16 protein-coding genes and 1 pseudogene are annotated in these 19806 nt (G+C 44.3%); 4 read left to right on the top strand and 13 right to left on the bottom strand.

The features are described from left to right. Positions 1-2: 2 nt before the first annotated feature. Positions 3-3056: a DNA polymerase III subunit alpha gene (locus C5745_RS16865; RefSeq protein WP_105718190.1), complete on the top strand. Its 3054-nt coding sequence runs from the start codon at positions 3-5 to the stop codon at positions 3054-3056. A gap of 602 nt (positions 3057-3658) precedes the next feature. Then, complete coding sequence (locus tag C5745_RS16870; protein WP_105718191.1) at positions 3659-4099, top strand: energy transducer TonB; 441 nt, start codon at positions 3659-3661, stop codon at positions 4097-4099. Positions 4100-4231: 132 nt separating this feature from the next. On the opposite strand, the gene C5745_RS16875 is transcribed toward C5745_RS16870, so the two are convergent. The 5 genes and pseudogenes from C5745_RS16875 to C5745_RS16895 form a co-directional block, all read right to left on the bottom strand. Continuing rightward, complete coding sequence (locus tag C5745_RS16875) at positions 4232-4444, bottom strand: hypothetical protein (protein WP_105718192.1); 213 nt, start codon at positions 4442-4444, stop codon at positions 4232-4234. 85 nt (positions 4445-4529) lie between these two features. After that, positions 4530-4724 (bottom strand): hypothetical protein, encoded by a 195-nt coding sequence (locus tag C5745_RS20505; protein WP_207795831.1) that lies wholly within the window; start codon positions 4722-4724, stop codon positions 4530-4532. 214 nt (positions 4725-4938) lie between these two features. Continuing rightward, positions 4939-5901: pseudogene (locus C5745_RS20510) on the bottom strand (AlbA family DNA-binding domain-containing protein); the annotation flags it as partial. 153 nt (positions 5902-6054) lie between these two features. Beyond that, a complete protein-coding gene (locus C5745_RS16885) occupies positions 6055-6279 on the bottom strand; it encodes a hypothetical protein (RefSeq protein ID WP_105718193.1) in 225 nt (74 codons plus the stop codon). A 222-nt stretch (positions 6280-6501) separates the two neighbouring features. Next, entirely contained in the window at positions 6502-6789 is a 288-nt protein-coding gene (locus C5745_RS16895; protein ID WP_105718195.1) for a DNA/RNA helicase domain-containing protein, read from the bottom strand. 158 nt (positions 6790-6947) lie between these two features. Between C5745_RS16895 and C5745_RS16900 the strand changes: the two genes are divergently transcribed. Both C5745_RS16900 and C5745_RS16905 read left to right on the top strand, forming a co-directional pair. Next, the gene (locus tag C5745_RS16900; RefSeq protein ID WP_105718196.1) at positions 6948-7232 is read left to right on the top strand and encodes a DUF6922 domain-containing protein; all 285 of its coding nucleotides are present in this window, start codon (positions 6948-6950) and stop codon (positions 7230-7232) included. Then, the gene (locus C5745_RS16905; protein ID WP_105718197.1) at positions 7232-8002 is read left to right on the top strand and encodes a nucleotidyl transferase AbiEii/AbiGii toxin family protein; all 771 of its coding nucleotides are present in this window, start codon (positions 7232-7234) and stop codon (positions 8000-8002) included. Before C5745_RS16900 ends, C5745_RS16905 begins: the two co-directional genes overlap by 1 nt. A gap of 12 nt (positions 8003-8014) precedes the next feature. Here the strand turns inward: C5745_RS16905 and C5745_RS20105 are convergent, their stop codons facing one another. The 8 genes from C5745_RS20105 to C5745_RS16940 all read right to left on the bottom strand — a co-directional run bounded on the left by C5745_RS20105 (position 8015) and on the right by C5745_RS16940 (position 19768). Further along, the gene (locus C5745_RS20105) at positions 8015-8308 is read right to left on the bottom strand and encodes a hypothetical protein (protein ID WP_133166368.1); all 294 of its coding nucleotides are present in this window, start codon (positions 8306-8308) and stop codon (positions 8015-8017) included. Further along, positions 8305-8634 carry a nucleotide pyrophosphohydrolase gene (locus tag C5745_RS16915; RefSeq protein ID WP_105718199.1) on the bottom strand — a complete coding sequence of 110 codons (330 nt, stop codon included), beginning with the start codon at positions 8632-8634 and terminating at the stop codon, positions 8305-8307. The genes C5745_RS20105 and C5745_RS16915 overlap by 4 nt, the downstream gene beginning before the upstream one ends. A 152-nt stretch (positions 8635-8786) precedes the next feature. Continuing rightward, positions 8787-8993 (bottom strand): hypothetical protein, encoded by a 207-nt coding sequence (locus C5745_RS20110; RefSeq protein WP_133166369.1) that lies wholly within the window; start codon positions 8991-8993, stop codon positions 8787-8789. Positions 8994-8996: 3 nt separating this feature from the next. After that, on the bottom strand, positions 8997-12179 hold the full coding sequence (locus tag C5745_RS16920) for an efflux RND transporter permease subunit (protein ID WP_105718200.1): 3183 nt from the start codon (positions 12177-12179) through the stop codon (positions 8997-8999). A 4-nt stretch (positions 12180-12183) separates the two neighbouring features. Next, entirely contained in the window at positions 12184-13668 is a 1485-nt protein-coding gene (locus tag C5745_RS16925; protein WP_105718201.1) for a TolC family protein, read from the bottom strand. A 4-nt stretch (positions 13669-13672) separates the two neighbouring features. Continuing rightward, positions 13673-16762, bottom strand: a complete 3090-nt coding sequence (locus C5745_RS16930) for an efflux RND transporter permease subunit (protein ID WP_105718202.1) — start codon at positions 16760-16762, stop codon at positions 13673-13675. Between the two features lie 11 nt (positions 16763-16773). Further along, a complete protein-coding gene (locus tag C5745_RS16935) occupies positions 16774-17853 on the bottom strand; it encodes an efflux RND transporter periplasmic adaptor subunit (protein ID WP_105718261.1) in 1080 nt (359 codons plus the stop codon). Between the two features lie 22 nt (positions 17854-17875). Then, positions 17876-19768, bottom strand: a complete 1893-nt coding sequence (locus C5745_RS16940) for an O-antigen ligase family protein (protein ID WP_105718203.1) — start codon at positions 19766-19768, stop codon at positions 17876-17878. Positions 19769-19806: the final 38 nt, after the last annotated feature.

Genomic DNA, 19806 nt, shown 5'->3' on the forward strand with positions numbered 1-19806 from the left:
GCATGTACCTGAACTGCCACTCCTACCACAGCCTGCGCTACGGAACGCTTCCGCTGGAAACACTGGTGCAGCAGGCGCTTGCCTGTGGGGTAACTTCGCTGGCCCTGACGGACATCAATACCGTGACGGGTATCTATGATTTTGCCAAAATATGCCGCAAGGAAGGGATAAAGCCTGTGGTGGGCATGGAATTTCGCGAAGGAAACCGGCTGCGCTACATCGGCCTGGCGAAAACGCAACGGGGTATCGGCGAGCTATGCCGCCTGCTCACGGCGCGCAACTGCGAGGGTACGCCCCTGCCCGATCAGGCTCCGGCTTTTGGCGACGCGATCATAATCTATCCGCTTTCCAACGTGCCGCAGCAGCTAGGCGAGGATGAATATATCGGCATCCGCCCCAGCGAACTGAACCTGCTGGTACAGGAAAAGTGGAAAAGGTTGTTGCCACGTATGGTGGCGCTAAACCCCGTCACGGTATCGGGCAAGCGGGAGCATAACCTGCACCGTATCTTACGGGCTATTGACCTGAACGTAGTGCTGTCCCGGTTGTCGGAAGAGGATTGCTGCCGGGTGGATGAATATATGCGGCCTGCCGGGGAGCTGCTGGAAATATACGGGGATTACCCGCAGATCGTGGCCAATACGGCACGGATAATGGAAGCTTGTAATTTTGAATTTGATTTCGCCACGCCCAAGAACAAAAGGCATTATACGGGAAACCGGGAGGGTGATATTAAGCTGCTGACGGGCTTGGCTTACGCGGGCTTGAAAAAGCGCTATGGGGAGAAAAACCGGCCTGCCCGCGAACGGGTGGACAAGGAGCTACGGGTAATCGATGAGCTGGGATTCAGTGGTTATTTCTTGATTACGTGGGATATCGTGCGCTACAGCAACAGCATGGGCTTTATGCACGTGGGCCGGGGCAGCGGGGCGAACAGCATTGTGGCATATTGTCTGGGCATTACGGATATATGCCCGTTGGAGCTCGATCTGTATTTTGAGCGCTTCCTGAACCTGAACCGCAAGACGCCGCCTGATTTTGATATCGACTGGAGCTGGCAGGAACGGGACGTGATATTACAATATATCTTTGACCGCTATGGAAAGGAGCATGTGGCGTTCTGCGGTACGAACGTAGAATTTAAGTACCGCTCGATATTCCGGGAGGTGGGCAAGGTATTTGGCCTGCCGAAGGAGGAGCTGGATGGGCTGGCCACCCAGCCGATGGAGTTGCACGATGACAACGCGGTGGTGGTGGCTGTACATAAGTATGGTAAGATGCTCGAAAAGTTTCCGAACCAGCGGAGTATGCATGCTTGTGGGATCCTGATATCGGAGGCGCCGATAACGGATTACACCGCACTGGAAATGCCACCCAAGGGTTTCCGCATCGTGCAGTTTGATATGCACGTGGCGGAGGACATCGGTTTTGAGAAGTTCGATATCTTGAGCCAGCGGGGTTTGGGTAGTATCAATGACGCGGTGAAGCTGATCAGGAAAAACCGGGGGATACAGGTGGATATACGGGATACGACGCTCTCCAAGGGTGAAAAGCGGTGTAACGAGTTTTTGGGCCTAGGCCAGACCATCGGTTGCTTCTACATCGAGTCGCCGGCGATGCGTGGGCTGCTGCGCCGCTTGAAGTGCGACAACTATCCTACGCTGGTGGCGGCTTCCTCCATCATCCGCCCGGGGGTGGCGCAATCGGGCATGATGAAGGAGTATATATTCCGGCATAACTACCCGGATCGTTTTGAATATTTCCACGAGGTTTTCGAGGAGCATCTGGGCGATACGTATGGCATTATGGTGTACCAGGAGGATGTGATCAAGGTCGCGATGCATTTTGGTGGTCTGTCGGCGGCCGATGGGGATATCCTGCGGCGGGCGATGAGCGGAAAGGGCCGGTCGCTCTCGGCCTTGCAACGGGTGAAGGATAACTTTTTTGCGTCTTGCGCACGCCTTGGGCATTCGGAGGAGCTGAGCCGCGAGGTGTACCGGCAGATCGAATCGTTCGCGGGCTATTCGTTCTGTAAGGCGCATTCGGCTTCTTATGCGGTGGAGAGTTACCAGAGTCTTTACTTGAAAGTGCATTATCCGCTGGAATTTATGGTGGCGGTGATCAATAACCAGGGCGGTTTCTACCGTACGGAGGTGTATGTGCATGAGGCGCGCATGTCGGGCGCGCATATCTTAAATCCTTGTATCAATAAAAGTGGGTATGAGACTACCTTATACGGAACGGATGTGTACCTAGGCTTGATGCTCCTGCAGGGGCTGGAGGGCAGGCTGGCGGAGGGTATTGTAGAAGAGCGTGAGCGCAACGGTGATTTTGTGTCGCTGGAGGATTTTGTGCGCCGTATACCGATCGGCATCGAAGGGGTGCAGCTGCTCATTTTTATCGGGGCTTTCCGTTTTACGGGCAAACCGAAAAGTGAACTGCTGGTGCAGGCGAGGCTGCTACTCGTGAATTTTAAGCCGGAGCAGCGCATGCCGCTCTTGTTGCAGGAACCGGCCAAGGAATGGTCGCTCCCCAAGCTGGAGCGCTCTTACTTCGAGGATGCTTTTGATGAGATCGAACTGCTGGGCTTTCCGGTTTCCTGCTCGCCTTTTGATCTGCTGCAAACAGCCTTCCGGGGGGATGTGATGGCGGCTGATCTGGTGAACTGCCACAAGAAGGAGGTCCGTATGCTGGCTTATCTGATTTCACGGAAGCATGTCCCGACAAAACGGGGCGTGATGTACTTTGGGACGTGGATCGATGTGAACGGTGATTATTTTGATACAGCGCATTTTCCGGACTGCTTGGAGCGCTATCCTTTCAGGGGCGGTGGCTGCTACTTATTGCTCGGCACGGTGGAGGTGGATTACCACTTCCCTACCTTGACGATCCACAAGATGGCTAAGTTGCCTTTTATCCCGGATCCGCGGTACAGCCACGACCGCGATAACCAGTACAAGATTCATCAGCAGATCCGTGAGGATGTGAGCATGACGCATCGCAAGCCTTATCCGCAGGCGCACGAGATTGGGCTGCCGAGGCGGAAGATGGGGTGACTTTTTGTCTTATTTCTATACTTTATAATTGTTCCCCCAAATCATTATTTTTGATAAATTTTGAGTTTTAAATTTGTTCGATAGCGTGTCTAGTTTGACGGGAAATTCTTTCAGTTCGTTAATCAGTTTTATAAAAGCTTTTTTTGTATCCGTGTAATCAAGTATAATCTCTCGTTTTCAATTGGCTCTAAGTTTTCTTGTTACCAAGGAGCTTGCTTGGTAGCTATATGTTCTCGCCCATTCTTTTCGGGCGAATTTTATGTACTGTCCATAGACTTATAAATATTGTAATAAAACTCCAAAAAACGTTGCTTTTATTCGGTTTATTATCTAGTTTTAGAAAACGTTATACAAGTAAACAGTAAGATTACTGTTTGGATAAATTTTAAACCTAATCAAAATTAATATTATGGAATACAAGGTAGTACCAGTTGTCGCATTGATAGACCACAAAAGCGCACCTCTAATCATGTTGCCGAACAGTTGGAAAAACTAATAAACCAAGTTGCCAAAGAAGGCTGGAACTATGTAAGACTGGAAAGTGTAACTACCCAGGTGAACGTTTGAATCAATCATCATCAATTTATATTAACTTTAAATAAATGAAAATCACAATCTTAATCTGTCTCCTATGGAATTGTGTGGCATTCGGATTTGGGCAGGAATGGCCAACCAGCGAATTTATTTCCAAATATAATTATCAGCCGGTAAGAGGTAATTTTCCAAATAATAGTCCAGACGAAAATAATAAGCTTATTCCACCAATGTATCCGGATGGTGTGGAAGGGATTAATACAATGATAAAAAAAGAAATAATATATCCTGACACAAAAAAAGCACCAAAAAATAAGGGAAAGGTGTTACTGGAGTATGTAATAGGAACTGATGGCTATGTAACGGAGATCAAGGTACTTGAAAGTGCCGGTAAACTTTATGACGCAGAAGCTAAACGTGTATTGCAAAAAATGGAAAGATGGATTCCAGCCTCTATGAAAGAGAGAAATGTACGAATACGTTATACTCATCCGGTAATATTTAAGTAACTTTCTGCATTTTATATCTGTTCACTTTTGCAAAATGGTAGGTCTTTAATCTCGATTTTCTCTTTTTTGAACTGTCACACTTAAAGTACAAAGTTTGGATCATAATTAAAAAAGCCACTCCAACGGGTGGCTTTATTTATCTTCGACAAATTCAGCTTCGTTGAGAACCTTTACAAATGGATGTAGTATCTTTTGAAAATCAATATCTCCGTTTTCTTTTAAATATTTTGTAGGATCCCCTTCGTACTGAAATTCAAAATCAATTTTAATGGTCATTTGTTTATTTGAACCTGTTCCTACTACATTTCCGTCAAAATTTGTGGATTTTCTTCTAAATTTAGCCATGATCAAATTTAATAAAAAGACACTTTGACATATCCTTCTTCCATAAATAATAAGTTTCTAAAACAATAATCTGTACTCACAAACACTACAATTCATCTGCATAGTCCTCACTGGTTTTGTATCCCTGTTCAGGATGATTATGGGTATACGGAAAACGCTTTTCCAGTTTTCCTTCTGAAATCATCTTAGGAAATATCTTGTTTTTCAGATAATCTACAGATTTTCCGATAATCTTTGCAACCTCATCCATCTTTACATAATCTTGCTTGCACGCGCGCATGATCGCTTGCTCGAGATCGGATTTTGATAAACGGTTTACTTTCTTTGATATGGAGGTGTCAACCTTTGAGGTGTCAACCTTTGAGGTGTCAACCTTAGTTGAATATTCTCCACCCTCTACCCCGCTATCATACTTACTGTCAGGACGTTTCGAAAAGGTGTCAACCCTTGTAGAAGTATAAACATTTTTTGCAAAGCCGGGTTTCTACATTCACTCACACCGCCGGAATAATATTGGTGCAGCGACACCAATAAAGTTCCTGGGTTGGAGAATGCAAACTTTCTGTGTCAAGCTCGATGGTAATATTGCCGCTCAACGAGTAGTCTGTGTGAACCAATGCATTGACAAATGCTTCCCGTAAGGCAGTATGTGTAGGCGTTTCGTCTACTCGTTCATCTTTATCCAATTGGAAAGGTTTAGGCAAGGTGGAAGACAGCTTGGGCCAGACCTTCAGATAGAACTGCAATAAGTTACATTCCCAAGTACCGTCGGGATAGATTCGATCTGTCCACCTTATCTTTTCGTCAGTGGTGAGATGTTCTCTGAAATCGGGGAAATAATCCGGCAGGGCATCCTGATCTTTTATGCTATCTTCCTTGCCAAACATCAAAAGCCCAGCTAAGGTAACTCCCTCTATCTTTGTTTTTCGATCCGTCCTATAGGCCCCGAGTTTCTTCAACAATTCTATATCCTCCAATGCGTGCCATGGGTGATTTGACTGAGAAGAAGAAAACAATTGCCTAAATTGCTTTATGGTTCTTGGATCTAAATCTTCAATGGTATAATGCTCTAAGATAAGACTATCTCTTTTGAGCTCCGCACTGGAGTCAGCTAGCATACGTTTCACTTCATCGTCCGTACAGCGGCAGTCTCCCTCGTGATTGCGCTTGTAGGTATTTCCGAGAGGATTTCTAGTGAGGTAAACAGGTCTTTCAGTTCTAGAAGCAAATGGCACACGGATAGCCAACAAATTACGCCCTTTACTCTTAACAACGCGCAGATCATCATTATTTAAGAGATTACGACTGATAGTATTCGGGTTATTACAGTCATCCCAAAAATGTTTATTGTAAGAAAGGATTTGCTCGTCCAAAAGGCCTTCTATCTCTAGGATGCCTTTTTTTTCTTTGACGCCGATGACTATAATTCCAGTATTGGTATTGGCAAATGCAGAATATGTTTTCCAAAGTTCTTTTGGAAAACCATTTTACCCAGACTTGTATTCTACCTCAAAGTATTCATCGGGAAGAAATTCGTCATTGACCAGAGAAAAAACAGAAAATTCATCGTCCTCAAAAAGATTTAGTTGCTTGTCTTTCATCATCAATCCCTAATTATTAATAAAAGCAATAAGTGAAATAAATGCTTTGCTATCCGGATCATATGCTACGGTATCAAAACGTTGACCTTTAATAATGAACTCCGATTTGATCAATTGAAGTCCGGTAATAGTTTTAAGACTAGATTCGAAAAGCAGTTGCATATCTTTCTTGAGCTTAAAAGGCTTCTCCTTTAAGGTAGATAATGTGTTTTTCGCTTGGGTGAATAATTGCATAGGCTAATATACATAATCTGGTTGATTCATGCTATGATTTGACGGCTAAGAAAATCGTTTAATTGTCTCACCTGCGGCAAAGCTACGCAATGCGTCTTATTAAATACTCTGTTACGCACATTGACTTTATCCTTGAAATGACGCGCAATATTCTGGGTAATTTCTTCAAAATTGTCCCTTCCATCCTCTTTCTGATGATAAAAGATCTTGATGCCGGCACAATTATCGTGTTCGAAGATCATATTGAGCAACGTACGATCCGACAGTCCACACGAATGCCCCCATATGTAAATGTGATTTGGGAATACCACGGCGCATACCTTTGGTATTCTCGTCCGCATTCCAAGGCCGTATATAATCACCATTGCGAAACTGAGATTCCAGATTGTACTCGTAAACGGTACAACCCATCTGTTCGGCCTGCATACGGATAAAGCTGGATGAGCCAATCTCGCCTTTTCGCACGGCTTGATAATCGTCGATGAAGAAAACGCATATGCGGCCTGGCATCCTACTTAATATGACGGACTATTTAAGTACAATATGTATCTAAATTAGGTCTTATCTCGTTACAAAAGGTAATCTTAAGTCCATTAAATAGATGGTTTCTATCCAAATTTATTTTAATTTATTTTCTTTTGTTTCCATTATCCTGTAAATTTGTATAAATGAGCGTAATAAAGGATATATCGCAAATCTTTCCCAAACATTTATTTTGGGATGTCGATCCAAAGAATTTAGATATTCAGGATGACAAGGATTTTATTATCCCTAGGGCGCTAATGGCCACAACGGAAGAAACTTTTGTGAAAGATATCCAACCCTTGGAGCAGCTTTACAGTAAAATGCAAATTGTTAGAGAATTGCGAAAAACAAAAGAGCGTATTAGTAATGAGGTCTGTAAACTTGTTGCTCGTCGTTATCATGTTAGGCAATTTTTACGTTATCAATAATGTCTGCTGTTTCTCCAATTCTATTAGAGACCATTCGTGAATTACAATCTTTAGAAAGTTTCGATGGCTCTGCTCTGGGTGGTGGCACGAACTTAGCTATCCGATACCATCATCGGATATCCACTGACATCGATATCTTTTTCCCTCATATCATCGGAAAAGCAGGTTATGAAAGAGTCAAGGAGGAAGTCCAGAAATTGTATGGTGCACGTGTGTTTGGCCTACAATTTCCCTGTGATATAGACGACCAGTATATTTTCCTTCGTTTTTTTATTATATGCGATGGAGAAACGATTAAGGTAGAGGTGCTTCAAAACATGAAAATGCTCGATAGTATAGAGGATATAGATGGTATTAAATTTATATCGGAACTGGATATAGCATTATTTAAGATGATGTCGGCCGCAAACCGAGCTACTCAAAAAGACATTTATGATCTTGACCTTCTTTCGGAAAAATTCCCATTGACATACCTTTTTGATCAGCTTGAAAGAAAACGTTCTCTATTTTCAGCAGAGTATCATCGTACTATTTTTGATCTCGACGGAGAGACAAATCCATTAGATCATCCTTTAACTTTATTGAAGTTTGACGAGGGAAATATACAAGGTAGTAAATCAAGGCCTCACCATTCACAAAATAGAGTTGATATTGTAAAAGGTCAGAAAGGTTGGCCCATTGCTCGATCGAGTTGGCGAAAAAAGGTTCGCGCTCTTTTTGATCAATTAAATATAACATTTCCAGGCCCCTCCTCTTCGGATGTGGAATAAAGAAAAATCAAATCACCTCCTCACCCTACTCCTGAAATACCGCTCCGTCTCATGCCCATAGATAACCACATCGATCCGTTTGGCGCTAAGGGGGAGTTTATACTCGACCATAACGCCCTGTTCGCTCAGGTTCTGGCGTTCGAGTATATCGGAAAGGCGGAACAGCGAGTTGCGCCACGACATGACTTCGTTCTGCGAGGGATTGTATCCGAATTGCAGCAAGAATTGCTCGCGGAGTATATCGGCCAGTTTATTTTGGATATTTAATTGTATAAACTCGGTTGGTGACCCGGCGTATAGTTTCATAATTCGTCGTATTTTTTTGCGGTGCCTTTCGCTTTATCAACCGGGTATTTCTCGTTGTTGCGTTTTATCTTGTCTTCGATGATCTGCTGGATATCGAGTCCATGCTTGTCGGCCAGTAAAAGGGCGTACATCAGCACATCCGCCAGTTCTTCTTTCAGCTTTTCGGGATCGGCTTCTTCGTTGCCTTTCCAAAGAAATAGTTCCAGCAGCTCGGAGGCTTCTATACTGAGGGCTACGGCGAGGTCTTTGGAATTGTGGAACTGCTGCCAGTCGCGGGCGTCGCGAAAGTTCCTGATCTGCTGCAAGAGTTGTTCGATATCTGTCATGGTGTGCTTCAAAAACGGCTTGATGGCTAAATTTACGAATTTTGTGGGAGTATTGGGGGAGAAATGGAATTATTGTTGACTGTACCAATCAGCGCAAACGGATTTTCATTCTGCATCAGGTGTAAATATTGGATATATTAGTGGGGAGGGTTTTAAAGTGGTATAAGAGCATAATCGCGGTGCACCACGGCATTCCAAATCGCCTCACGAACTGCTATCACAGGGCACCGCCAGCGGCTATTGGTATACGCCCCCTCAACCACGACCGATTTATTTATATGCTTCAAAATGAGATTGTACGCTTGCTCCGCCTGCGCAGCGAGATTGCTTTCGATCGTCTTTTGGTCTATAAAACACACAGATCAATCTATTTTCGTACCGCCCTTGCCTACCCCCATAAAAAGCGGTAAAAACAAGAGCGTAGCGACGGTAGATATGGTCAATCCTCCCATCGTGCCGACAGCAAGCGGAAACCAAAAGGCCTCTTTGCCGTCGCCGATCAAAAAAGGAACGAACCCCAGTATTGTTGATAAGACTGTCAACAATATTGGCCTTATCTTCGCTTGGCAGGCCTTGAGATATGCGCGTAACGGCGATAGCCCCGACCGGACGCTAACCAGATGACTGTATTCTTCGACAATGTAAATATTCGCATTTATAGTCAATGCCGCCAAAAGAATAAAGGAAGCATATCCGCCCTGGTCGAACTCGATGGAAAAAAAATAAAAAGACAGGAATATCCCGATGAAAGAGATCGGGATAACAAATACGATATATAAAGGCTTTCTAAAGGAATTGAATAAAACAGAACAAACGAGATAGATAACGATAAAAACATAGATCAACAAGAAATAATCCTGTTTCTTGTTATTCCCTCCATACCTAGGGTTAGCATCTTTTATTGTATAACCTAATGGCAGCCCTTCGGCAAACTCTTCTATATTGTGTTCCTGCACCTTTCTTCCTTGCTCATGTGCTCCGATGTATTCGTATTGTAGGCATAAACGAAATTGCTGATTAACCTTTCCCACTTCCTTTGGCATCTGCATTTTGTCGATACTCGCCAGTTCAGATAATTTGTAATCATGATCGTTGATATGGATGGGGATATGCAGCATATCCCAAATAGCATAATCGTCTGCTTGCTTCGCATGTAAAAACACACGATCTATACTGCCCTCAGGAGTAGGGAGGTTTCCGGCGTTTATTCTATTTCCAAGTACCGTGTTCAATTGTTCATAAAGCTGATAGGGTTGTATATTTTCCTCGATCAGCCGATCTTTTTTAAGGATAAATGCAAATTCTTCATAATCATCTTTGAACCAGCTGAATTCCGCATTGACAAATACCTCGCGGATACGTCGGTGTTCCAACAATTTTTGTTTGAATTGTTCGGCCCAGTGCAATAATTCGTCATAATTATATCCGAACATTTCCACCCGATAAGATCCGGCCCCCTCTCGAACATCATTACTAAATCCATCACCAAGCCCATAAACACCCCAACTGCCTCCCCCGAGCTCCAAAGACTTGGTAATGAGCCGAGATTTCAACAGGTATGGAAAACCACCATTGGCATGTTCTTCTACAAACTGAATACTGATACTGGCTTGTTGGGCACTGTGTATATCCGTTTGAAATTGCCTAACTTCCGGAAATTGACTGATGTAGCTTTCCATCTGCTGTACCAATCCATTCATCTCTTCTATGGTCGAATTACTCGGCAATGAAGCATTCACTTGTAAGCTTGTTTCTTCTCGATCGGTAAAATAAGTACCGTGCTTTACTTTCTGGACAAACAAACGCAATGTTCCCCCGAATGTATAGTTGACATAGGGTGCTACCGTTTCCTTATAGAACGCACTACCTAGTGTACCGTTATACCAGCTCGCCCATTTTGTATCTTTTTCTATTTTTTCGGGGAGAAGAAATACCGGCAAACCGAAAGCCAAAATCAGTAACGCAATGACGATAGCCCGCCAACGATACAAAAACCGGCATAAAACCCCGTAATACCGATAAAAATAAATCGAAAACCTTAGTCTCTTCCGACGGCGTATTATGGGTTGGTCGCCAGCCTTTTGCTTGGGTCGCTCTAATTTAAGTTTATCCAACAATGCGGGCACCAAAAACAAGGCAATAAACAACGAGATCCCCAGATTGACCATCATCACCATCGCGAAATCAAACAGGTTCAATCGGACACGCTCATCCATCAGAAAAACAACAGTTAATGTACCTATTGTCGTCACCGTAGCCGCCATAATAGACATAAATGCCCGAAGATTATTTTTACGGGTGATATGCTCGGCCATGACGATGGTATTGTCTATAATCAGGGTGAGAGAAATGGTAATCCCGGCTAAAGAGTACAGCTGGATTTCCAGTTCCAATAAATAATATAATATTGCCGCTATGGTCAAATTGCTGAACAGCGATATGACCGTGAGCAACACATACTTTAAATTACGGTAGGTCAATAACATAAACGATAGCAAAATGGCTAACGTCAAACTTGTTCTAAAATAAATCTTGTCGAGTTCTTTTTGGATAAACTCCGTTGCATCATAGTTGAGGTGTAATTCATATCCGGCGGGCAACATTTTTCTGACATCGTTAAGCTCCTGTTTTATCTTTTTTCCCAATGCCAATTGGTTGCTCCATTCATCTGCCACAATGGTTAGGTAGATCGAATTCAATCCATTTATACGAAAATAGCTTTGTGCCTGTTCCTCAACACGATTCACGCGCAGCAGTTTTTCCAAGGGGATGATCGTCCCGTCTCCTCTGCGAACACCGATGTGCATAAAAGCATCGGATATGGATGTATGTGCTGAACGTGCTGTGATCTGTATCCACTCCTTCTTTCGGGAAGGTGTTTCGACCATCGCCATATCGAGAAATTCAACCTGGGTGACTTCCGACAATGTTCGCTGTATTTCCCGCACGGTCACATCATATTTCCTTAAGACATCGGCATCATATTCCAAACGCCACACCATCGGCACAGCTCCCCGCACGTCCACTTGATAGACCCCTTCGATCAGTGCGAGTTGGGACTTTATACTTTTCTCTGCAAAGTCCTGTATTTCGTAGGGAGCCGCTGGCGCGTTAATGGTATAGGCCAATATCGACTTATTGGCATTTTTATCTGCCTTGCTCTGCGAAATGGAGGGGTAGGAAACATTTTCGGGCAGCATACTCCACGTCTGCCGGATAATGGTTGATATCTCAAAGCGGGCGACATCGATATCTGTATGTTTGTTAAACTCGACTTGTATACGCCCCCACCCGTTCCCGGATTTCGAGCTGATCTTCTTTATACCATCTATACGGTTCAGCATAGCCTCTAATCGCGACGTAGCTTCGAGCTCTACCGTTCTGGGCGAGCTGCCATACATGGAGAAGTGCACGCCAATATTCGGCAATGTCTGTGATGGCGCTAGTTTAATGGGTAGTAGCGGCACTAAAGCCAGTCCAATCAACGACAGGCAGGCAAATACCAAGATAACGGAGAAGGATGATATTGTTTGCTGTTTCCCCATCTGTTTACATGTGCATGTTATCAAAAATGTAGGACAGCGATTCGCCTGAATTAAAATCGTATAAGGTTAGTTTCCGGATTCTGAAATAGCATGTCCAGTAGTTTTTCAGCGCGGCAATATAGTTTTTCTGTGCATCTTTCTGCCGATTGAGGGATAACGTTAAGCTATTGATATCTGATTTACCAATGATAAATCGTTGCTTTGTAGCTTGAAAAGCGGCTAACCCCAGTTCTAACGCCTCTTCGGCACTGTTTATCATATCTTGCTGTACGCCAAAATCGCTGACCGTAACCATAATATCCTGTTCCAAACTTTGCTCGCGCTGCTGCGTGGATATCTTCGCTATATTAAGATTATTACGCGCCATATTGACTTTACCTTTTCTAACGCCCCAATCTAGGATAGGGATTGTTAGGCCGATACTCACAAGGTTCTGTTGCAGGGGGTTTCTGTAAGCCCCGGCAAAGGTCGGATCGACTTGATTGAAACCGGCACTTGCAGATAAACTAGCTTGAAAGGCGGCCTCCCGCTGCGTACGTTCTACTTCTCTTTCTGCCTCCATGATTTCTTGACGGTTAGCCAAATAGTCTGGGTTGTTTTTTGCGGCCAGCAATAATGCCTGTTCGACGGGAATATTGATATGCATTGGCCGTTCGGGCAAAACGACGGCTAGCTCCTCACGTTTATCCATATTCAGATAATTACTCAGGCTAAATGTCGCCCTCTGTAGCTCAATTTCGCTGTTCTTCAACGTATTTCGGGCGTTTACGGCATCCAATTTTAAGGTCAGCATATCGGCCTGCGATATAGCAGCAATCTTAAGCCGTTCTTGCCCCATAAGGAACAAGGTATCCGAAGAGTTGACGTTGTCCCTGGCCATTTCAAACTCAGCCTGCGCCATGGCCAACCCAAAAAAAAGCTCGATTACTGCCTCCGCTATCTCTTCCCGTTCGTATAAGTATTGCTTTTTTGCCTTTTCGTATTTCAATGGTTCCACCTTTTTTTCCCATTTAAAGGAATTAAAGCCCATCAAATTCTGAACATACCCGATCCGTAAGGGGACACTGGAATACTGCGAAAAACCTCCCTCGCTAAAATTTCGAAAGTACCCTATTTCCGAATCAATAAAAAAAGTACCTCCGGTCCAATCTAGATTCTGATTAATAGAAATATTCCCGGATGTATAAAAGGATTGCTGTACACGGTAAACATCAATATTATTGTCTGGATCGTAGCGCTTGGTGAACTCTCTATTGTATTGTACAGGCACAAGATTCAGATTCAGCGAAGGCAGTCGACCGGCCTTAAACGACCGGTATTGCCAGTAATTCGCGAGATAAAGATTTTTCACTCTAAACGACTGTAACGAACTATCACTAGCCATATCAATACTCTCTTGGAGTGTCAGCTGTCGAGTCTTGTTGGCCTGTGCCCTCGCCGCATCATACCATCCTACAACGATCAAAAGAATAAAAAGATACTTCCCCATATGTTTATATTTTTACGGCTTTCTTACGGTAAACAAACCAATACACCAATGGCACTACAAAAAGACTGATTGGTGTTCCTATCAACATGCCGCCAATGGTTGCTACGGCTAATGGTTTTTCCAGCTCTGATCCCATATCGTTGCTGAACAATAGCGGGAGCATACACACAATGGTTGTCATACTGGTCATTAGGATGGCATTGAGCCTCCTGCGTCCCGCTTCATGAATCGCCACCATTAAATCTCCACCTTGCTTGCGGAGCTGGTTCATGATATCCAATTTCAGAATGCTGTCATTGATGATGATGCCACTGGTCACGATGATACCGATAGCCGACATCAGGTTAAGACTATACCCGAAAACCATCAACAAACCCAAAGCCGCCGCTATGGCTATCGGGATTTCCATTAACACAATCAAGGGCTGGACAAAGCTTTCAAACTGTGCCGCCAGGATAAAATACATCAACATAATCGATACCAACAGAATGACCAGCAACTCATCCAGCATCTTTTGGTTGAAAAAAAATGCGCCTGAAAAGCCTATATCCCGCTCATTGTTTGGTCGGACCTGGTCCTGCAACTTTTTCCATGTTTCTTCTGGATGCGCCACATCGTACAATTCAAAGGGTATGAACTCACCGTTACGACCGGCTGTGATGTATTTCATCCCCTCTGTCATTTCGATGTTGACAAACTCCTTTAACGGTACGTTACGAGCTGGATCTTCCCGTTGTGATCCCGGTATATAGAGTAGCGTGTTTTGGATCGTTTCGCGCACGTCGGAACACTCCTTCCCCAGTACAACAGGAAGGTACTGCTGATAGGACCGGAGTGTGGTAATCTCTTCTTCCTTAAAGCCCGTTTTCAACGATTGGTTGACCAAATGGTAGGGTACATTATACAGCAGTAGTTTTTCGTGGTCGATCTGAATGTCCATCTGCTTCTGGAACGGCACACTTCGGGAGGGATACCCGGTTGAAGCATGGATACGGCTTTGCCAGGCGATAATAGAATCCTGCCCCGGCATATCGACCTGATTTCTGGGGTAATATTCGAGGCGAAGATCCGGTTCGGCAGTTGCAAAAATCCGCTCAAAGATGCTTCCCGTCGGCATAAAGGCCAAAATCGCTTGTGGAAAATCTTGCTCCAGATAACGCGTGATGCTATCCTGAAGCCCGTTGATGGCTGCCTGCTCGGCTGCCTGCATGTATATTTCACTTTCGGATACGGTATGTTCGCGTTCACTGTTCAATAAAAATTGTTGCTGTCCGATAAGCGCAGAAGTGACCGTTACCTGAGATTGTATGTGTTCTATAAGCGCTTTCGACCGTTTCTGATTTTCTTCCAGATGGATATTTTCATTCCATTCTATCTTCACCAGGAGTTCATGTTGGCTTATCTCGGGCATTTTTTCCTTCGGGATAATAAAAAATAGCCATACGCTTAACGGGAATATTGCCAATATCAACAACACCGTGATTGCCTTATGCGAAAATACCCAGTCTGCTATACGATGGTATATCCGCTCGGGGGCGGGCTTATTTCTCCTCCCCTGACCGCTTACGCTTACCGGTTTAGGTGATCGTCGTCCCGGTATCCGCACACCATAGATGAGTTTGTACAGTACCGGGAGCAACAATATCCCCGTAAGATAAGAAACCAGCAACCCTACAGTCACGGAAAAAGCCTGATCAAAAAATAATGCTCCCGCAATACCGCTCATAAAAATTAAGGGCACAAAGACGGCAATCGTCGTAAACGATGAACTGAGCATCGGCAGGATGACCTCGTTTGTCCCCTTGATGCAGGCCTCATCAATGCCCGAACCGCTTAAACGATACTGGCCGATATTGTCGGTAACGATTATGGAATTATCGATCATCATGCCCAGCGCCAGTATCAGACCTGTTAAGGAAACAATGTTCAGCGAAATATTACAGAGATAAAAAAACAAGAGACTGATGATCAGGGAAACGAACATACTGATGCCAATGATCAACGGGGAGCGTACGTCTCGCATAAAAAAGATAGACACCAAACAGACAAAAACAAAGGCAAGAATGAGATTTTGCTGTAAATTAACAATCGTATAATCCAATAATTCCGTTTGGTTTTGGGTCGTCGAAAATTGTATCTCCGGATAGGTGCGTTTGAGGCTTCCTATTGTACTTTCCAAAGCTTCCTGCAGATTGGACATGTTTTCATTGTCTTGCTTGATAATGCCCATACTAACGGCCCGATGACCATTGTATAACGCAACTCCTTTCTCCTGCTGGGACACCACCTCCATGTCTGCGATATCCTGCAATTGAAAAATCCGCCCATTCTTCCGGATATAGAGCTCTTGGATATCCTCAAGTGTACGCACTACGGAAGAAAAATTAATGTTATAGGCATAATGCCCATCCTTAACTTGCGTTGCTCCGGGTTCTATATTGTTGTCCTCTAGTGCTGATGAAATATCCGATAGTGTAATCCCGGTAATTTCCAACATCTGTTGTTTTGGTGTAACCAGAATCTGCTTGTCTGCTATTCCTGTGATATCGACCATGGCTACCTCCGGCAGTTGCTCTATCCGCTTTTTGATAACCGTATTGGCCAATTCGCTCATCACCAAGAAACCTTGTTCGTCATCCTTCCTATTTCCCAGCTTTTCTTCGTTTAAGGTGAGGTGGAGAAAAAACACGGGGATGTCGGTCGCACTTGCTTTAACCACGCGTGGACGTTCGATCTCTCGGGGAATATGGTTCATGGCTGCATCAATCTTTTCATTTACCTCAATAAAGGCCAAATCGGTATTCTGACCATAGGAAAAATTCAACCGAATGATGGCATGTCCGTTATGTGCTTCACTGTGGATATCACGGATATGGGATACTTGCAGCAACTGTCGCCGTATAGGGGACACCATCGTATTCTCGAGTGCCTGTGCCGACATATTCTTGCCGGATATCTGCACCGTGATTTCCGGGATGGGGATATTTGGCAACAGCGAGATGGGGATATGCAGATAGGTGATCACGCCCAGTATAAAGAACGCCAGAAAGGCCATAAATACGGCTATCGGTCGATTGATGAGGTATTTGATCATATGTACATACTTTAATGGGCCACCTTTACAGGCGTTTCATGCGCCAGATTAAGATTCCCCTCATAGATCACGCTGTCACCTGCATGCAATCCCTCTGTGATCACATAGCCTTTGGAATTCTCTAGACCTGTCTGTACATAATTCCAGTGTGCCTGATTATCTTTGGCCGTAAAAACGACCTTTCTATTGTTCCGCAATACCAGCGCCCCTTTTGGCACGATTAATTGTTTTCCTGCAGAACGCTCTACACGTACCCGGATATTCATACCCTCGTACAAGTCTTTCGATGTACCGCGGATACGAGCCTTCACCGTGACCATTCCATTTTCATCGACTAGCGGATTAATTTCATCTATTACGGCGGATGCATGATAGTTTTGAAGGGAAAAAGGAGATAATTCCACGCGATCACCTTGCCGGATCAGCGGAAGTTCGCTTTCCAACACCGTAAACCGGGCGTCCATGGCTTCATTGGCGATAACCGTACAAAAAGGTTCGTTGCTAGGTGGTTTATTATATTTCTTTGCGGACAGATTCGCAATTACACCATCATAAGGCGCATATAGTACCGTATGTGACAGGCTATAGTCCGCTAGCTCGTATTGGATCATACTATGCTCATAATTACTTTTTATCTTGGCAATCTTCATGATCTCTTGCGGAACCTTTAAGGAGTCTGCCAACATAAATCCTTGACTGATGAGCACGTCCTGCAATTCCAGTTTTGCTTTTTCTAGATTATCCGAGGCTTGTTTGAGGGCGTTCTCTAATTTAAATTGCGCCAGCTGTGCAATTTTCTGCCCCTTCTCGACACGCTGTCCGTTTTTGACGAAAATATCTTCAACGATATGTGCTTCCTCAAAATATAGATCGGCTTTTTGCGCGGCCACAACAATACCGTTCGAAATCAGCTCATGCTTAAATTCTTGTTCCTCTAGCCGGAAAGCTTTAATCTCTGCTGTTTCACTCGGCAACAACGCCTGCACATGTTCGTCATCTTCCCGTGACGTTTCATTGCCGCTCCTGCAAGCGCTTCCCAGTAGCGCTGTAAGCGCGCACAAACTCCAAAGGTGTGCCCGAAACCTCGTCATACTTTTGCATATCGGTAACGGTTTATTGCTCAATCGATACATGATGATTTACTAATTCTTTATTGTCCTCTTCGATACGCTTTCGCATTGCTGCTTTCATCTCTTCAACCGCAGGCGAATTTATTTTCACTTCTTTATTGACAACCTCTACCGCCATGTTATACGCTTTTTCATGTTCTCCCATTTCGTCATATAATTTCACCAGCAAATAATACGGATAAAGGCGGTTAGGTACCTGATTTGCTGCGTAGCGATAGTGTGCCTCTGCTTGGCTATATTTTTCCTGTCGCTGTCTATTACGGCCGATCAATATCCGAAACATTGGATCCGCACTGATGGCCGTGCCATCAAAAAGCACATGGATGCTTTCTTCATATGCTCCTGTCATGTACAGACTGCGCCCGTATTCAAAAAGAAAATGTGGTTGATCGCGCATAAAAGGATATATAACGCTGTAATCTTCGACTACGTGTTCATACATTCCTGCTTGGTAATGTAGCTGGCTCTGCCCCCAGGTTTTATGTGCGGTATACACTGGGTGTCGTTGATAAATAGTTCGGACGGAGTACATCGTTGCTAAAAGAAGAACTGCTATGACCGCATACCTATTCCATTGTCTACGAACCTCCAAGGCGATGGGATTCGCGGCTAGATCGATTGTGATATAACGCGTCGATATACAGCTTGCCAGAAAGAAAATAAATACAATCAAAAAAGGAATCAAACTAAAGGGGTAGGAAAATAGGGCAAAGACCAAGAGAGACGCCAGTCCGCCGACCGCCATGAATCGGCGATGGCGGATACCGGTTATGAAAGCAAACGCGAGGGTGAGCAAAAACAGCGCCAATGGAACGTACCCCTGCTCTGCCGCAATTTGTGCAAATTCGTTAAAAGCGTATTCGGGCTCCCCCGCCAACCATTCTTCCCTTGCTGTCCCTCTTCCAGATTCGAAATACACTTTCTGTGCGTTTCCATAACCTCCGCTGAAACGTCCCAATCCTTCTCCAAACCAAGTTCTTGAGGCCATTTCCATGCTCAACTTCCAGATCAACGCACGCCCATCCGCAGAATCCTTTTTCAAATGATAGAGACCAGCAACTGCTACGCAGATGATGGTTAGAAACACGATTGTCTGTCCTATTTTCCTTCCAATGGTGCGTCGCTTTTCTTTTTTTTGTTTGATAAAACACCGATAGTATCCCCCAAGCACGGCTGCGCATCCTATGGTCGCTGCCATCCAAGCGGCTCTGCTCATCGTAGTCGGTAGGATCAATAGGATTACGATGCAGGTTAACAGTCCGACAGCCCAGCGGATTTTTAATAAAATAGTGCTGCGTTGTCGATGCTTTGCCAGTGCTTCCTTGTCCGAACATAGATAAAAGAGAGAAACAGGCAAGATTACCGCAAGAAAGCCCGCGTAAGGACCGGGATTGAAGAAGGAGCCCGATACAGTATATAAAGCATGTCGTGCGGATGTAAAACCGTACAATTGCAATAAACCCCACAACGCTTCTATTCCCCCAACTAACATCAGGGTAAGCATTAGCATATACAGATTAATCTGATTTTGAACCAAAAAAATGCGGAAACAATAGTATAATATCCCAAGCAATACCAACGTTGCCATTTTATTGTTTATGGCTTGGAAGTATAGATAGGAAAGACCAAAAGCAATTATCAGCCAAGACAGTATAAAATAGTCGGCCGCATGGAATTTAACGCTTTGTCTGTTATTCCAAAACGATAATGCGGTGACTAACGGGATGAATGCTATTACTATATAAAAACCTATATTTTTTCCAATACCGGTATGTGTCTGCCAATCATCTGCAATAAGCGCATTTCCTATCAGTGCTATAAACGGTAGCAGGCAAACGTAATTTATCCAATGTATCCGCGGTTCCTGTATCTTCATTCCACGGGTTTAAAGGATTGTGCTTACTTGTTTCATCA

The sequence above is a fragment of the Sphingobacterium haloxyli genome, from assembly GCF_002980525.1.
Lineage (GTDB): Bacteria > Bacteroidota > Bacteroidia > Sphingobacteriales > Sphingobacteriaceae > Sphingobacterium > Sphingobacterium haloxyli.

Excerpts from the sequence above, each read along its gene's own strand:
- C5745_RS16875 (WP_105718192.1), bottom strand. The coding sequence starts at position 4,444 with ATGGCTAAATTTAGAAGAAAATCCACAAATTTTGACGGAAATGTAGTA.
- C5745_RS16885 (WP_105718193.1), bottom strand. The coding sequence starts at position 6,279 with ATGCAATTATTCACCCAAGCGAAAAACACATTATCTACCTTAAAGGAG.
- C5745_RS16930 (WP_105718202.1), bottom strand. The coding sequence starts at position 16,762 with ATGATCAAATACCTCATCAATCGACCGATAGCCGTATTTATGGCCTTT.
- C5745_RS16905 (WP_105718197.1), top strand. The coding sequence starts at position 7,232 with ATGTCTGCTGTTTCTCCAATTCTATTAGAGACCATTCGTGAATTACAA.
- C5745_RS16865 (WP_105718190.1), top strand. The coding sequence starts at position 3 with ATGTACCTGAACTGCCACTCCTACCACAGCCTGCGCTACGGAACGCTT.
- C5745_RS16935 (WP_105718261.1), bottom strand. The coding sequence starts at position 17,853 with ATGACGAGGTTTCGGGCACACCTTTGGAGTTTGTGCGCGCTTACAGCG.
- C5745_RS16895 (WP_105718195.1), bottom strand. The coding sequence starts at position 6,789 with ATGCCAGGCCGCATATGCGTTTTCTTCATCGACGATTATCAAGCCGTG.
- C5745_RS16920 (WP_105718200.1), bottom strand. The coding sequence starts at position 12,179 with ATGGGGAAACAGCAAACAATATCATCCTTCTCCGTTATCTTGGTATTT.
- C5745_RS16925 (WP_105718201.1), bottom strand. The coding sequence starts at position 13,668 with ATGGGGAAGTATCTTTTTATTCTTTTGATCGTTGTAGGATGGTATGAT.
- C5745_RS16915 (WP_105718199.1), bottom strand. The coding sequence starts at position 8,634 with ATGACAGATATCGAACAACTCTTGCAGCAGATCAGGAACTTTCGCGAC.
- C5745_RS16940 (WP_105718203.1), bottom strand. The coding sequence starts at position 19,768 with ATGAAGATACAGGAACCGCGGATACATTGGATAAATTACGTTTGCCTG.
- C5745_RS20505 (WP_207795831.1), bottom strand. The coding sequence starts at position 4,724 with ATGCGCGCGTGCAAGCAAGATTATGTAAAGATGGATGAGGTTGCAAAG.
- C5745_RS16870 (WP_105718191.1), top strand. The coding sequence starts at position 3,659 with ATGAAAATCACAATCTTAATCTGTCTCCTATGGAATTGTGTGGCATTC.
- C5745_RS16900 (WP_105718196.1), top strand. The coding sequence starts at position 6,948 with ATGAGCGTAATAAAGGATATATCGCAAATCTTTCCCAAACATTTATTT.
- C5745_RS20105 (WP_133166368.1), bottom strand. The coding sequence starts at position 8,308 with ATGAAACTATACGCCGGGTCACCAACCGAGTTTATACAATTAAATATC.